The organism is Anoxybacillus sp. FSL W8-0104 (assembly GCF_038004465.1).
GTDB lineage: Bacteria > Bacillota > Bacilli > Bacillales > Anoxybacillaceae > Anoxybacillus > Anoxybacillus flavithermus_G.
Genome location: NZ_JBBOQU010000001.1, coordinates 2,669,551 through 2,682,214, shown reverse-complemented (window position 1 = coordinate 2,682,214; position 12,664 = coordinate 2,669,551). Strand labels below are relative to the sequence as shown.

Below are 12,664 nucleotides of genomic sequence, written 5' to 3'. Positions count from 1 at the left end.
TGAGAAAAATGTTCGATCGTTTACAAGCGGTAGAAGCCCGTTATGAAAAATTAAATGAACTATTAATGGATCCAGATGTGTTAAATGATCCGAAAAAGTTGCGTGATTACTCAAAAGAGCAATCCGATTTAGCTGAGACTGTCCAAACGTATCGTGAATATAAAACGGTGCGTGAGCAGCTTGCGGATGCGAAAGCGATGCTTGAAGAAAAGCTCGATCCAGATATGCGCGAAATGGTGAAAGAAGAAATTAGTGAACTAGAAGAGCGTGAAGAGCAGCTTGTTGAAAAGCTAAAAGTATTGTTGCTTCCGAAAGATCCGAACGATGATAAAAACGTTATTATGGAAATTCGCGGAGCGGCAGGTGGAGAGGAAGCAGCGCTTTTTGCAGGCGATTTATACCGCATGTACACGCGCTATGCCGAGTCGCAAGGATGGAAAACAGAAGTCATTGAAGCACATCCGACAGGACTTGGCGGTTATAAAGAAATTATTTTTATGATTCAAGGAAAAGGAGCGTACTCGAAGCTGAAGTTCGAAAACGGTGCCCATCGCGTCCAGCGCGTACCAGAGACGGAGTCAGGCGGACGTATCCATACGTCGACAGCGACGGTAGCGTGCTTGCCGGAGATGGAAGAAATCGAAATTGAAATTAACGAAAAAGACATTCGTGTCGATACGTTTGCTTCGAGTGGGCCGGGGGGACAGAGCGTCAACACGACGATGTCAGCGGTTCGTTTAACGCACATTCCAACAGGAATTGTCGTCTCGTGCCAAGACGAAAAGTCGCAAATTAAAAATAAAGAAAAAGCGATGAAAGTATTGCGTGCGCGCATTTACGATAAATACCAACAAGAAGCGCGTGCAGAATACGACCAAACGCGCAAACAAGCCGTTGGAACAGGAGATCGCTCCGAGCGCATTCGCACATACAACTTCCCGCAAAACCGCGTGACCGATCATCGCATCGGCTTGACGATTCAAAAGCTTGATCAAGTGTTAGAAGGAAAGCTAGACGAAATTATTGATGCGCTCATTTTAGACGATCAATCGAAAAAATTGGAGCAAGCGAACAATGAGCAGTAAAATATATGAAGTCCTTCAATGGGCTTCTTCTTTTTTCCGAGAGCACGGCAAAGAAGCAACGGCTGCAGAATGGTTGTTGCGCCACCACTTACAAATGACGCGCGCGCAACTATTTGCTTCGTTGCGTGAACCAATCGATGAAACGAGCAAGCGAACATTTATCGCCGATGTAAAAAAACATGCACTTGAACATATTCCGATTCAATATTTAATCGGGTATGAACAGTTTTACGGTCGAACGTTTATCGTGAATGAACACGTACTCATTCCGCGTCCAGAAACGGAAGAGCTCGTCGCCCACGTACTTGCACGTACGACCGAGCAGCCCCTTCGCCTAGTTGACGTCGGAACAGGGAGCGGGGCGATTGCCATTACGTTGGCGTTAGAGCGGCCAACATGGCAAGTGTATGGCATTGATATTGCCGTCCGCTCGCTCGAAGTGGCTAAACAAAATGCCGAAAAGCTTGGCGCTCACGTGCATTGGCTCGAAGGGGACTTACTTAAGCCGATCATTGAAAAAGGGATAACGGTTGATATCGTCGTTTCCAATCCGCCATACATTCCATCGCACGAAATTTCGACGCTATCGCCCGTCGTACAAAAAGAACCGCTCCGTGCACTTGTCGGTGGCGAAGATGGTTTGTTGTTTTATCGTCGCTTGATGGAACAACTGCCACATGTAGTTACCTCGCAAGCACTTATTGCATTTGAAATCGGTCACGGTCAAGGTCGAGCTGTTCAAGCGATGTTGCAACATGCATTTCCTTCTGCGCGTGTGGATGTGATGTGTGATATAAACGGCAAGGAGCGCATCGTCATCGCCGATCTCGCTTCCGAGTAACATCGGAAGCTTTTTTATATTTTTTCATTTTCATAGTTTATGAAACTCCTTTTCTGGTTACAATGCATAACAAGAAAGGGGAGGTAAACGATGAACAAATACGTTATGATGGTATATATAACAATGGTGATGATTGGTGCGATTGTGACGATATATGGACAACAAACAGAAGCGCAAGGAGATGTCGTCATTCCAAATGAAGCGGTGCGGCTACGCATTTTAGCAAATAGCGATGCACCAGCTGATCAAGCGTTAAAACGTGCCGTTCGCGATGCGGTAAACGATCAAATTACAACATGGGTGAGCGATTTAACGTCATTTGAAGAAGCAAAACGAGTAATTGCCGAACATATACCGGAAATTGAACAAACCGTTGCTCGCGTTCTTCAAGAAAAAAAGAGCGATCAGTCGTACAAAGTGACGTTTGGGCGTGTATCGTTTCCGACAAAAATATATGGATCGTACATATATCCAGCAGGTGAGTACGATGCGGTCTTAATTACGCTCGGCAAAGGTGAAGGGGCGAATTGGTGGTGCGTTTTATTTCCACCGCTCTGTTTTCTCGACTTTTCCACAGGTGAAGCCGTTCGTCCTGCGGAAAAACGAGTCGAACAAAAGACACAAGTTGAACAAATGGAGGAACAGCCGCTCGTTGTTGAAGATGAACAGCAAGTAGAAGTGAAATTTTTCGTTGCAGAAGTATGGGAAAAACTTATGCAATAAACATATCCACAAATTTATCAACAAAAACGGGTTAATTATCCACAATTTGTGAACAAATGTTGTGTGTTTTTTGCGAATGTTTTATACTCATTGAAGAATTTGTTGTAAAATGCTTATGAGCGGTCGATAAAAAATAAGCAACTTGGAATATTTATGAGGTGAAAACGTTGAAGACGCGCATATTTTTTGTGGATAAAAATGTGGATGAGTTAAACAGTTGTCCACAAGTGAAACAGGCCGCAGCGTATTTACAACGAGGCGAGCTTGTTGCGTTTCCGACAGAAACGGTGTATGGTCTTGGAGCGAACGCCATGTCCACAGCAGCTGTGGAAAACATTTTTGTAGCGAAAGGGAGACCGAGCGATAATCCACTTATTGTTCACATTGCGACAACGGAGCAGTTGCATGATATTGCTTGCGACATTCCTCCTGTTGCATACACATTGATAGAGCATTTTTGGCCGGGTCCGCTCACGCTCGTTTTGTCGAAAAAAGATGCTGTTTCTCCGCGCGTTACTGCCGGTTTGAACACGGTAGCCGTGCGCATGCCGAACCATCCGATCGCGCTTGCCCTTATCCAAGCGAGCGGTTTGCCTATTGCTGCACCGAGTGCGAATCGTTCAGGAAGGCCGAGTCCGACGACGGCGAAACATGTGCTCGACGACTTAGATGGACGGATTGCAGCTGTTGTCGATGGGGGAGCGACAGGTGTTGGAGTTGAGTCAACGGTTATAGACTGCACGTCAGCCATCCCGACCATTTTAAGGCCGGGCGGTGTGACAAAAGAAGAAATTGAACGGGTGATCGGAGCTGTGGATATCGACCGCGCACTTGTGGAAAAAGAGGCTGTGCCGAAATCTCCAGGGATGAAATATACACATTACGCCCCGAAAGCTCCACTCGTCGTTGTGTACGGCTCACCGTCATTTTTACAACAAGTTGTGAATGAAAAACGAGCGAGTGGATTTACTGTAGGAGTGTTGACGACGGAGGAGCGGCGCGATACGTATGAAGCTGATGTCGTTATTGCGTGCGGACGACGAAGCGATTTACGAACGGTGGCAAAACAGCTTTATGACGCGTTACGAGCGTTTGATGAAACACATGTACATTTCATTTATAGCGAGGCGTTTCCGAACGAAGGCATCGGGGTCGCTATTATGAATCGATTGTTAAAGGCAGCTGGCTATCAACAAATGATGGAAAAATGATGTCTAAACTCCTTAGGGTGTGCATATGTTAACGTGAGGGCACGTCCTAAGGAGGCATTCGTATGGTTGGAGAGATCGTGACATTAGCGATGATGGCATTTGCATTAGGGATGGATGCATTTTCTGTCAGCCTTGGCATGGGGCTGCTTCGGCTTCGTTTAAAGCAAATCGTCTATGTTGGATTAACGGTCGGCTGTTTTCATGTGATTATGCCTTTAATTGGCATGGGGATCGGGCGGCTGCTATCCGTTCAGCTTGGACATATGGCGACATACATTGGTGGAGGGCTATTGTTTTTTCTCGGTATACAAATGGTCATTGCGTCCTTTCGTCATGAACAAGAACATTGGCTGAGACCGGTCGGTATCGGTTTGTTTGTATTTGCATTTAGCGTTAGCCTCGACAGTTTTTCCGTCGGGTTAAGTTTAGGGATTTATGGAGTAGAAATGGCATTAGCGGTCATAGCGTTCGGATTGACGAGCATGATGTTAACGTGGATGGGGTTGCTTCTTGGGCGCCGCTTTCAACGTTGGCTAGGTACATATAGCGAGGTGTTAGGCGGAGCCATTTTGCTTTTGTTTGCTTGTAAACTATTATTTCCGTTATGAGCTGGGATTTTCCAGTTCTTTTTTCTTTCGTTTAGTCTATATTTTGTCCTGCTGCTTACTTTATAATAATAGTAAACATGAGGGAAATGATGAGAGGTGTACGTTGTGAGCCAAACGAACGTTTTATTTGTATGCACAGGAAATACGTGCCGCAGTCCGATGGCAGAAGCGCTGCTTAAGCATAAGCAGCTACCGCATGTGCAAGTGAGGTCAGCGGGCGTTTTTGCGTTTGAGGGGAGCGATGCGTCACAACATGCGAAAGCGGTGCTTGCTGAAAAGGGGATTCATATTCAGCACCAATCGTCGTTATTGACGAAAGAGCATGTTGACTGGGCGACGTACATATTAACGATGACCGAAAGTCACAAGCAACATGTGTTGTCTCGTTTTCCGGAAGCAGAAGGAAAAACGTTTACGTTGTACGAATTTCTTGGTGACAGCAAAGACGTTATCGATCCATTTGGGGGCTCGATTGACGTGTATCGTCAAACGCGCGATGAGCTCGAACAAGCGATCGAAAAGCTACATGAAAAGCTATAAAGCAAGGGGGCTGTATGATGGGGGGAAAATACACATTTAGCTTACAAAAAAAGCTAGTTATTTTTACAACGGTATTAGCAATCATTACGTATTCAACAAGCGCCTTTTATATTTATGTGCTCTATGACTACGTCAAACAATGGCTTCCCTTTGGGGAAAATACGTTTACCATTTTAACGCTATTGTTCGGTATTTTTTGGTCTGGTGTATTGGCATATTATGCGGCGCGGTTCATTACGAAACCGCTTTCTCAACTTGAACAAGCCGTGTTAAAAGATTCAGCAATTAGCGAAAAGCAATGAATCGTCGCTCGATGTTGTACGTCGTTTAGAAGATCATGCGAAAGAAGTCGGTCAAATCATTTCCCTCGTCGGAGATATTGCCGGACAAACAAATTCATTAAATAGTGAAAAGACCGTCTCGAATCGTTAAAATGAAAAGAGACGGTTTTTTCTTTACACAAACAAGGAGGGGTTTAAACGTGAAAGTAGCAATCGCATCAGACCATGGTGGCATTCGCATTCGCGAGGAAATTAAAAAACTAATGGATGAAATGGGGATTGAATATACAGATTTTGGATGTGAATGTGAAACGTCGGTCGATTATCCAGACTATGCGTTGCCGGTAGCGGAGAAAGTGGCGAATGGCGAATTTGACCGCGGAATATTAATTTGCGGAACAGGTATTGGCATGAGTATTGCGGCAAATAAAGTGAAAGGCATTCGTTGTGCGCTCGTTCATGACGTATTTAGCGCAAAAGCGACGCGCGAACATAACGACAGCAATATATTAGCGATGGGCGAACGCGTCATTGGACCGGGATTGGCGCGCGAAATTGCCAAAGTATGGCTGACAACCCCATTTGAAGGAGGTCGTCACGAAAAACGTATTCAAAAAATTTCCGCTTATGAAAACGAGCAATAAAGGTGGGAGTATCGTGACGGACATGGAACAATGGCGTAGTCAATGGCAAAAGGCGCTTGCTGAGTTTCGTGCACAAGTGCCGCTAACGAATCATGACGTTGTCGTCATTGGTTGCAGCACAAGTGAAGTCATTGGAGAAAAAATCGGAACAGCCGGAACGATGGATGTGGCGGCGATGTTGTTTCAAGAATTAAAACGATGGCATGAGGAAACGGGGGTTCAGCTTGCATTTCAATGTTGTGAACATTTAAACCGCGCACTAGTTGTTGAGCGACAAACAGCTGTGACAAAGCAGTTGGAAATTGTGAGCGTCATTCCTGTTCGCAACGCGGGTGGCGCAATGGCGGCATACGCATATACGCAACTTCATGATCCTGTTGTCGTTGAACATATTCGAGCAGATGCGGGCATTGATATCGGTGCTACATTAATTGGTATGCATTTAAAACACGTGGCGGTTCCTGTCCGTACATCGATTAAGCAAATCGGACATGCGGTCGTTACATTTGCAAAAACGAGACCGAAGCTCATCGGAGGAGAACGCGCCGTCTATTCAGAAGAAAAGGCGAACAAATCATGTTCGATCGGTTAAATTTGTTCACTTTTTCATTTGAAAATGTGTTAAGATAAAAAAGAATATTCACAATTTAGGGGAGGATTGTCAATGAGTCGCTTGTCACAGCAAGATCCGAAAGTATTTCAAGCCATTCAAGATGAATTAAAACGACAACAAACAAAAATTGAACTGATTGCATCAGAAAACTTCGTTAGTGAAGCGGTGATGGAAGCGCAAGGGTCCGTGTTAACGAACAAATATGCAGAAGGATATCCGGGACGCCGATATTACGGCGGTTGTGAACATGTTGACGTCGTAGAAGAGCTTGCGCGCGAACGTGCAAAACAATTGTTTGGAGCTGAGCATGCAAATGTTCAGCCGCATTCAGGAGCACAAGCGAACATGGCTGTCTATTTTACAGTTTTACAACACGGGGATACAGTGCTTGGCATGAATTTGTCGCACGGAGGGCATTTAACGCACGGAAGCCCGGTGAACTTTAGCGGTGTACAGTACAATTTCGTTGAATATGGCGTCGATCCAGAAACGCATCGCATTAACTATGATGACGTTCGCGAAAAAGCATTAAAACATAAACCGAAATTGATCGTTGCTGGGGCAAGCGCATATCCTCGCACGATTGACTTTGCGAAGTTTCGTGAAATTGCGGATGAAGTGGGCGCATATCTCATGGTTGACATGGCGCATATCGCGGGGCTTGTGGCGGCAGGTTTGCACCCGAACCCTGTTCCTTACGCCCATTTTGTGACGACAACGACGCATAAAACGTTACGCGGTCCGCGCGGAGGAATGATTTTGTGCCAAGAGCAGTTTGCGAAACAAATTGATAAAGCGATTTTCCCAGGCATTCAAGGGGGTCCGCTTATGCACGTCATCGCCGCGAAAGCAGTCGCGCTCGGCGAGGCGTTACAAGATGACTTTAAAACATATGCCCAAAATATCGTGAACAATGCTAACCGTCTAGCCGAAGCTTTAACGGCTGAAGGGTTTACGCTCGTCTCTGGCGGAACGGACAACCATTTATTGCTCGTTGACCTCCGTTCCATCGGATTAACAGGAAAAGTCGCTGAAAAAGTGCTCGATGAGATCGGTATTACAGTCAATAAAAACACGATTCCATATGACCCAGAAAGCCCGTTTGTCACAAGTGGCATTCGCATCGGTACAGCAGCGGTGACAAGCCGCGGATTTGGGCTTGAGGAAATGGATGAAATTGCGCGCATCATCTCGCTTGCGCTCAAACATAAAGACGATGAGCAAAAATTAGAAGAGGCGCGCCAACGTGTTGCCGCATTAACTGAAAAATTTCCACTGTACGTATAAGGTGTCCATCGGGGCACCTTTTTCTTTAAATCGTAAGTTGAATCCTCGTTTGTTTTTATGTAAAATTTACGAGAATGCATATGAAAAAAAAGGGGCGACTGACATGAGTAAAGTGTACGTATTTGATCATCCGTTAATTCAACATAAGCTTACATACATTCGCGACAAACATACAGGAACAAAAGAGTTTCGCGAGCTTGTCGAAGAAGTGGCGACGCTTATGGCGTTTGAAATTACACGCGATTTGCCGCTTCAAGAAGTTGAAATTGAGACGCCTGTCAGCAAAGCGAGAGCGAAAGTGATCGCAGGGAAAAAATTAGGTATCATCCCGATTTTACGTGCAGGAATCGGAATGGTAGACGGCATTTTAAAGCTCATTCCAGCTGCTAAAGTAGGTCATATCGGATTGTATCGCGATCCAGAGACGTTAAAGCCGGTTGAATATTACGTGAAGCTTCCGACAGACGTCGAAGAGCGCGACTTTATTGTTGTCGATCCGATGCTTGCGACAGGGGGATCAGCTGTTGAGGCGATTCATGCGCTCAAAAAACGCGGGGCGAAAAACATTAAATTTATGTGTTTAATCGCCGCACCAGAAGGAGTCGAAGCGGTACAACAAGCGCATCCAGATGTCGATATTTACATTGCTGCATTAGACGAAAAATTAAACGATCACGGCTATATCGTACCAGGTCTTGGCGATGCTGGCGACCGTCTATTCGGAACGAAGTAAGGTGGGCATCATGAACAAACGAAAAGTGATGACGATTTTTGGGACGAGACCGGAAGCGATTAAAATGGCTCCGCTCGTGCTAGAGTTGCAAAAATATGAAGATATTGAGTCGATTGTAACTGTGACAGCACAACATCGCCAAATGCTTGATCAAGTGCTCGATATTTTCGGTATTCAACCACATTACGATTTAAACATTATGAAAGAGCGTCAAACGCTTGTCGATATTACGACAAGAGCGCTCGCTGGCCTAGACGACGTCATGAAAAAAGTAAAGCCCGACATCGTGCTCGTCCACGGCGACACGACAACGACATTTGTCGCGAGTCTAGCGGCATTTTACAACCAAATTGCTGTTGGGCACGTGGAAGCAGGACTTCGAACATGGAATAAGTACTCTCCGTTTCCAGAAGAAATGAATCGCCAATTAACGGGCGTATTAGCTGATTTGCACTTTGCTCCGACCGCGAAAGCAGCTGAAAACTTGCGCGCAGAAAATAAGCCAGAACAATCCATTTTCATTACAGGGAATACAGCGATTGATGCATTAAAAACAACGGTGCGCGACACGTATACCCACCCGATTTTAGAAAAGGTAGCGGGAGGCCGTATGATTTTACTGACGGCGCATCGTCGTGAAAACCTTGGTGAACCGATGCGCAATATGTTCCGGGCGATTAAACGGCTCGTAGACGATTACCGCGACGTTCAAGTTGTTTATCCCGTTCATTTAAATCCGGTCGTTCGCGAATTGGCGAATGATATATTAGGAGACGATGAACGCATTCATTTAATCGAGCCGTTAGATGTCGTGGATTTCCATAACTTCGCAGCCCGTGCATATATGATTTTAACCGATTCAGGCGGCGTTCAAGAAGAAGCCCCTTCGCTTGGTGTGCCTGTCCTTGTGCTACGCGATACAACGGAACGCCCAGAAGGCATTGAGGCAGGAACGCTCAAGCTAGCTGGAACGGATGAACAAACGATTTATGCGCTAGCAAGTGAATTATTAACAGACGAAAGAGCATACGAGCAAATGGCGAAAGCGTCAAACCCGTACGGTGATGGGTGGGCATCAAAGCGGATTGTTGAAGCGATTCGTTATTATTTCGGGCAAAGCGCTGTTCCGCCGACGCCATTTCAACACGAAAAAGGGATGTGATGACGCATCCCTTTTTTCTACCAAAAATTTTCCCTACTTTTGTGACCGAACGCATTGACATCACGTTTTCACTATTGTATGCTTACAAAGGGACAAAGATAACCTTTTTAAAAATACAGTAAATTCTGAAAATTAAAAGTGAGGCTTTCGTATGCGACCACATGAGCGCCATCCGTTTCGAGCGATCGGTTTGATGACGGCCATCTCTTCCCAGCTTGTCGGTTCCGTTTTAGTTGGGATTTTTGGCGGGCGTTTTGTCGACGAACGTTTTGGCACCGAACCGCTTTTTTTAATTGTCGGTTTGCTTCTCGGTTTGGCGGCTGGTATTTACGCGATGATTCGCCTCATTCGCTCATTTTTTTCAGGGGAGGAAAAATGAACGAGTTACAGCAACATTGGCGACGTCACAAATCATACATACTATATTTGCTGGCGGTTTATGTGCTTGGGTGGGCATTCACCCCCTATTCGCAAGCGTTTTCAAGTTTGTTTCTCGGAACGGTCATCAGCTTATATAACGGCTGGACGATGGTGCGAAAGGTCGAGCGTTTTGGACAAGCGGTTGCGTCTGGACAAAAAGCACGCTCGCTCGGCATGATGTCGCGCATGGCTGCGGCTGCGCTCGCTGTTTTTATTGCTTTTCGCTGGCCAGAGCAGTTTTCTATTGGGTGGATCGTATTGGGATTAATGACATCTTATATTGTCATTATAATAGATTTCTTTTTCCAAAAAACAAAAGGGGAAGAGAGGTGAGTACAGATGCATCACGAAGCTCCTTTATACACGTTGTTTGGCTTAACATTTAACTTAGCCAACGTATTAATGATTACGGTTACATCCGTCATTGTGTTTGTCATTGCCGTATTAGCAACACGCAACTTAGCGATGAAGCCAACGGGAATGCAAAACTTCCTTGAGTGGGTCATGGATTTTGTCAAAGGAATTATTAAAAGCAACATGGATTGGAAAACGGGCGGACGCTTTCATATGCTTGGCATGACGCTCATTATGTACATTTTTGTAGCGAACATGCTCGGTCTTCCGTTTTCGGTCGTCATTGACAATAAGCTATGGTGGAAATCACCAACCGCTGATCCGGTTGTGACGTTAACGTTGGCAACGATGGTTGTGGCGTTATCGCACTATTACGGCATTAAGCTTAACGGCTTTAAAGAATATGCGAAAGGGTTCGTTAGCCCGATGCCAATTTTGTTCCCGCTAAAAATCATTGAAGAGTTTGCGAACACATTAACGCTTGGTCTTCGTTTATACGGAAACATTTTCGCGGGTGAAATTTTGTTGGCGCTCTTAGCGGGAAGTTTAGCGACAGGAGTCGGCGGAACGATTGCGGCGATTATTCCAACGCTCGCATGGCAAGGCTTCAGTATTTTCGTCGGCGCCATCCAAGCGTTTATTTTCACAATGTTAACAATGGTTTATATGGCACACAAAGTGAGTCATGACCATTAATTTTCATACACATTCATTTCAACATAAAAAAATTGAAGGAGGACTTTTCAAATGGGTGTATTAGCAGCTGCAATTGCAATTGGTTTAGCGGCACTTGGTGCTGGTATTGGTAACGGTTTAATCGTATCTCGTACAGTGGAAGGAATTGCACGTCAACCAGAGGCGCGCGGTATGTTACAAACAACAATGTTCATCGGGGTAGCGTTAGTTGAGGCGATTCCGATCATCGCGGTTGTTATCGCGTTCATGGTTCAAGGTCGCTAGAACTGAGCGCTCGTTCGAGACGAGCTATAACTGCATACGGAAACGAAACTCGTTCAACAATGGCGAAGATCATTCCATGAGAACCTTCGCCATTCCTTTATGTTCGTACGCACACGTTCCGATCATTCGGGCGATTTTTGAAGGGAGTGAAACGCGCGGTGGTAAACATGTTTGTATTAGGTGCTGGGTTCAACGGCGGTGATATCGCATTCCAATTACTCATGTTCCTCTTGCTCATGTTCTTGCTACGTAAATATGCATTTGTGCCGTTAATGGGCGTCATGAAACAACGTGAAGAGCATATTGCGAACGAAATCGAGCAAGCGGAAAAACATCATCAAGAAGCGAAAAAGCTTGCAGAAGAGCAACGTGAATTAATGAAAAAATCGCGCCAAGAAGCGCAAGCGCTTATCGAAGAAGCACGCAAGCTTGGTGAAGAGCAAAAAGAACAAATCATTCAAGCAGCGCGTGCTGAAGCAGAGCGCTTAAAAGAAGCAGCGAAAAAAGAAATCGCACAAGAAAAAGAGCAAGCGATGGCGGCATTGCGTCAACAAGTTGCTTCCTTATCCGTACTTATTGCATCGAAAGTAATTGAAAAAGAATTGAGCGAACAAGATCAAGCGAAGCTGATTAGCGAGTACATTCAAGAGGTAGGAGAAAGCCGATGAACAAACAAGTCGTAGCGAAACGATATGCGTCGGCACTTTTTGAAATTGCGAAAGAACAGCAGCTTCTTGATCAGCTCGAACAAGAACTTCGCGTCGTCAAACAAGTGTTTGCACAACATGAAGCGCTTCTTTCTGTGCTCAATCATCCAAAAATTGCGCTAGCAAAAAAGAAAGCGCTCATTGAAGAAGCGTTTGCGAACATTTCGACGGTATTAAAACATACATTAATGTTGCTTTTAGATCGCCATCGCATCGACATCGTCAGCGATTTGGCAGATGCGTTTATTGCACTAGCAAATGAAGCGCGCGGTGTAGCTGAGGCGATCGGCTATTCCGCTCGTCCGTTAACAGAAGATGAAACGAATGCGCTAGCAGAAGTGTTTGCGAAAAAAGTCGGCGTCGACACGCTTCGCATCACAAACATCATCGATAAAGATGTGATCGGTGGCGTAAAAGTGCGCATTGGCAACCGTATTTTCGACGGAAGCGTCAGCGGAAAATTAGCAAGATTACAGCGACAGTTAACTCGCTAAC

17 protein-coding genes and 1 pseudogene are annotated in these 12,664 nt (G+C 45.4%); all 18 read left to right on the top strand.

Translation table 11 applies throughout. The features are described from left to right. Positions 1 to 8 precede the first annotated feature (8 nt). The 18 genes and pseudogenes from prfA to NST18_RS14255 all read left to right on the top strand — a co-directional run bounded on the left by prfA (position 9) and on the right by NST18_RS14255 (position 12,663). Positions 9 to 1,085, top strand: a complete 1,077-nt coding sequence (prfA, locus tag NST18_RS14340; RefSeq protein WP_003397036.1) for a peptide chain release factor 1 — start codon at positions 9 to 11, stop codon at positions 1,083 to 1,085. After that, entirely contained in the window at positions 1,075 to 1,926 is an 852-nt protein-coding gene (gene prmC, locus NST18_RS14335) for a peptide chain release factor N(5)-glutamine methyltransferase (RefSeq protein WP_004893040.1), read from the top strand. The genes prfA and prmC overlap by 11 nt, the downstream gene beginning before the upstream one ends. A 90-nt stretch (positions 1,927 to 2,016) precedes the next feature. Then, positions 2,017 to 2,649: a stage II sporulation protein R gene (gene spoIIR / locus NST18_RS14330; RefSeq protein WP_004893038.1), complete on the top strand. Its 633-nt coding sequence runs from the start codon at positions 2,017 to 2,019 to the stop codon at positions 2,647 to 2,649. A 167-nt stretch (positions 2,650 to 2,816) separates the two neighbouring features. Beyond that, positions 2,817 to 3,860: an L-threonylcarbamoyladenylate synthase gene (locus NST18_RS14325; protein WP_004893035.1), complete on the top strand. Its 1,044-nt coding sequence runs from the start codon at positions 2,817 to 2,819 to the stop codon at positions 3,858 to 3,860. Between the two features lie 62 nt (positions 3,861 to 3,922). Further along, positions 3,923 to 4,468 (top strand): manganese efflux pump MntP, encoded by a 546-nt coding sequence (locus NST18_RS14320; RefSeq protein WP_192951431.1) that lies wholly within the window; start codon positions 3,923 to 3,925, stop codon positions 4,466 to 4,468. Positions 4,469 to 4,573: 105 nt separating this feature from the next. After that, positions 4,574 to 5,008: a low molecular weight protein arginine phosphatase gene (locus NST18_RS14315; RefSeq protein WP_340720920.1), complete on the top strand. Its 435-nt coding sequence runs from the start codon at positions 4,574 to 4,576 to the stop codon at positions 5,006 to 5,008. Between the two features lie 17 nt (positions 5,009 to 5,025). Next, positions 5,026 to 5,283 (top strand): annotated as a pseudogene (locus NST18_RS14310) (methyl-accepting chemotaxis protein); the annotation flags it as partial. Positions 5,284 to 5,489: 206 nt separating this feature from the next. Then, complete coding sequence (gene rpiB, locus NST18_RS14305) at positions 5,490 to 5,933, top strand: ribose 5-phosphate isomerase B (protein ID WP_091700071.1); 444 nt, start codon at positions 5,490 to 5,492, stop codon at positions 5,931 to 5,933. Between the two features lie 22 nt (positions 5,934 to 5,955). Next, the gene (locus tag NST18_RS14300; RefSeq protein ID WP_422108671.1) at positions 5,956 to 6,525 is read left to right on the top strand and encodes a TIGR01440 family protein; all 570 of its coding nucleotides are present in this window, start codon (positions 5,956 to 5,958) and stop codon (positions 6,523 to 6,525) included. Positions 6,526 to 6,597: 72 nt separating this feature from the next. Next, complete coding sequence (glyA, locus tag NST18_RS14295) at positions 6,598 to 7,833, top strand: serine hydroxymethyltransferase (RefSeq protein ID WP_004893027.1); 1,236 nt, start codon at positions 6,598 to 6,600, stop codon at positions 7,831 to 7,833. Positions 7,834 to 7,936: 103 nt separating this feature from the next. Then, complete coding sequence (upp, locus tag NST18_RS14290) at positions 7,937 to 8,566, top strand: uracil phosphoribosyltransferase (protein ID WP_003397013.1); 630 nt, start codon at positions 7,937 to 7,939, stop codon at positions 8,564 to 8,566. Between the two features lie 10 nt (positions 8,567 to 8,576). Continuing rightward, complete coding sequence (wecB, locus tag NST18_RS14285) at positions 8,577 to 9,728, top strand: non-hydrolyzing UDP-N-acetylglucosamine 2-epimerase (RefSeq protein ID WP_192949114.1); 1,152 nt, start codon at positions 8,577 to 8,579, stop codon at positions 9,726 to 9,728. 151 nt (positions 9,729 to 9,879) lie between these two features. After that, on the top strand, positions 9,880 to 10,107 hold the full coding sequence (locus tag NST18_RS14280) for an AtpZ/AtpI family protein (protein ID WP_004893022.1): 228 nt from the start codon (positions 9,880 to 9,882) through the stop codon (positions 10,105 to 10,107). Beyond that, positions 10,104 to 10,481, top strand: coding sequence for an ATP synthase subunit I (locus tag NST18_RS14275; protein ID WP_004893016.1), 378 nt, complete (start codon positions 10,104 to 10,106; stop codon positions 10,479 to 10,481). The genes NST18_RS14280 and NST18_RS14275 overlap by 4 nt, the downstream gene beginning before the upstream one ends. A 6-nt stretch (positions 10,482 to 10,487) precedes the next feature. Continuing rightward, positions 10,488 to 11,198: a F0F1 ATP synthase subunit A gene (gene atpB, locus NST18_RS14270; protein WP_004893014.1), complete on the top strand. Its 711-nt coding sequence runs from the start codon at positions 10,488 to 10,490 to the stop codon at positions 11,196 to 11,198. A 51-nt stretch (positions 11,199 to 11,249) separates the two neighbouring features. Further along, entirely contained in the window at positions 11,250 to 11,462 is a 213-nt protein-coding gene (gene atpE / locus NST18_RS14265) for a F0F1 ATP synthase subunit C (RefSeq protein ID WP_003253662.1), read from the top strand. A 167-nt stretch (positions 11,463 to 11,629) separates the two neighbouring features. After that, the gene (gene atpF, locus NST18_RS14260; protein ID WP_035019291.1) at positions 11,630 to 12,130 is read left to right on the top strand and encodes a F0F1 ATP synthase subunit B; all 501 of its coding nucleotides are present in this window, start codon (positions 11,630 to 11,632) and stop codon (positions 12,128 to 12,130) included. Further along, positions 12,127 to 12,663 (top strand): F0F1 ATP synthase subunit delta, encoded by a 537-nt coding sequence (locus NST18_RS14255; RefSeq protein ID WP_340720916.1) that lies wholly within the window; start codon positions 12,127 to 12,129, stop codon positions 12,661 to 12,663. The genes atpF and NST18_RS14255 overlap by 4 nt, the downstream gene beginning before the upstream one ends. Position 12,664: the final 1 nt, after the last annotated feature.

Bases quoted from the DNA above. Each gene is read 5' to 3' on its own strand.
- prfA (WP_003397036.1), top strand. From the start codon at position 9: ATGTTCGATCGTTTACAAGCGGTAGAAGCCCGTTATGAAAAATTAAAT.
- prmC (WP_004893040.1), top strand. From the start codon at position 1,075: ATGAGCAGTAAAATATATGAAGTCCTTCAATGGGCTTCTTCTTTTTTC.
- spoIIR (WP_004893038.1), top strand. From the start codon at position 2,017: ATGAACAAATACGTTATGATGGTATATATAACAATGGTGATGATTGGT.
- NST18_RS14320 (WP_192951431.1), top strand. From the start codon at position 3,923: ATGGTTGGAGAGATCGTGACATTAGCGATGATGGCATTTGCATTAGGG.
- NST18_RS14300 (WP_422108671.1), top strand. From the start codon at position 5,956: ATGGAACAATGGCGTAGTCAATGGCAAAAGGCGCTTGCTGAGTTTCGT.
- glyA (WP_004893027.1), top strand. From the start codon at position 6,598: ATGAGTCGCTTGTCACAGCAAGATCCGAAAGTATTTCAAGCCATTCAA.
- upp (WP_003397013.1), top strand. From the start codon at position 7,937: ATGAGTAAAGTGTACGTATTTGATCATCCGTTAATTCAACATAAGCTT.
- wecB (WP_192949114.1), top strand. From the start codon at position 8,577: ATGAACAAACGAAAAGTGATGACGATTTTTGGGACGAGACCGGAAGCG.
- NST18_RS14280 (WP_004893022.1), top strand. From the start codon at position 9,880: ATGCGACCACATGAGCGCCATCCGTTTCGAGCGATCGGTTTGATGACG.
- NST18_RS14275 (WP_004893016.1), top strand. From the start codon at position 10,104: ATGAACGAGTTACAGCAACATTGGCGACGTCACAAATCATACATACTA.
- atpB (WP_004893014.1), top strand. From the start codon at position 10,488: ATGCATCACGAAGCTCCTTTATACACGTTGTTTGGCTTAACATTTAAC.
- atpE (WP_003253662.1), top strand. From the start codon at position 11,250: ATGGGTGTATTAGCAGCTGCAATTGCAATTGGTTTAGCGGCACTTGGT.
- atpF (WP_035019291.1), top strand. From the start codon at position 11,630: ATGTTTGTATTAGGTGCTGGGTTCAACGGCGGTGATATCGCATTCCAA.
- NST18_RS14255 (WP_340720916.1), top strand. From the start codon at position 12,127: ATGAACAAACAAGTCGTAGCGAAACGATATGCGTCGGCACTTTTTGAA.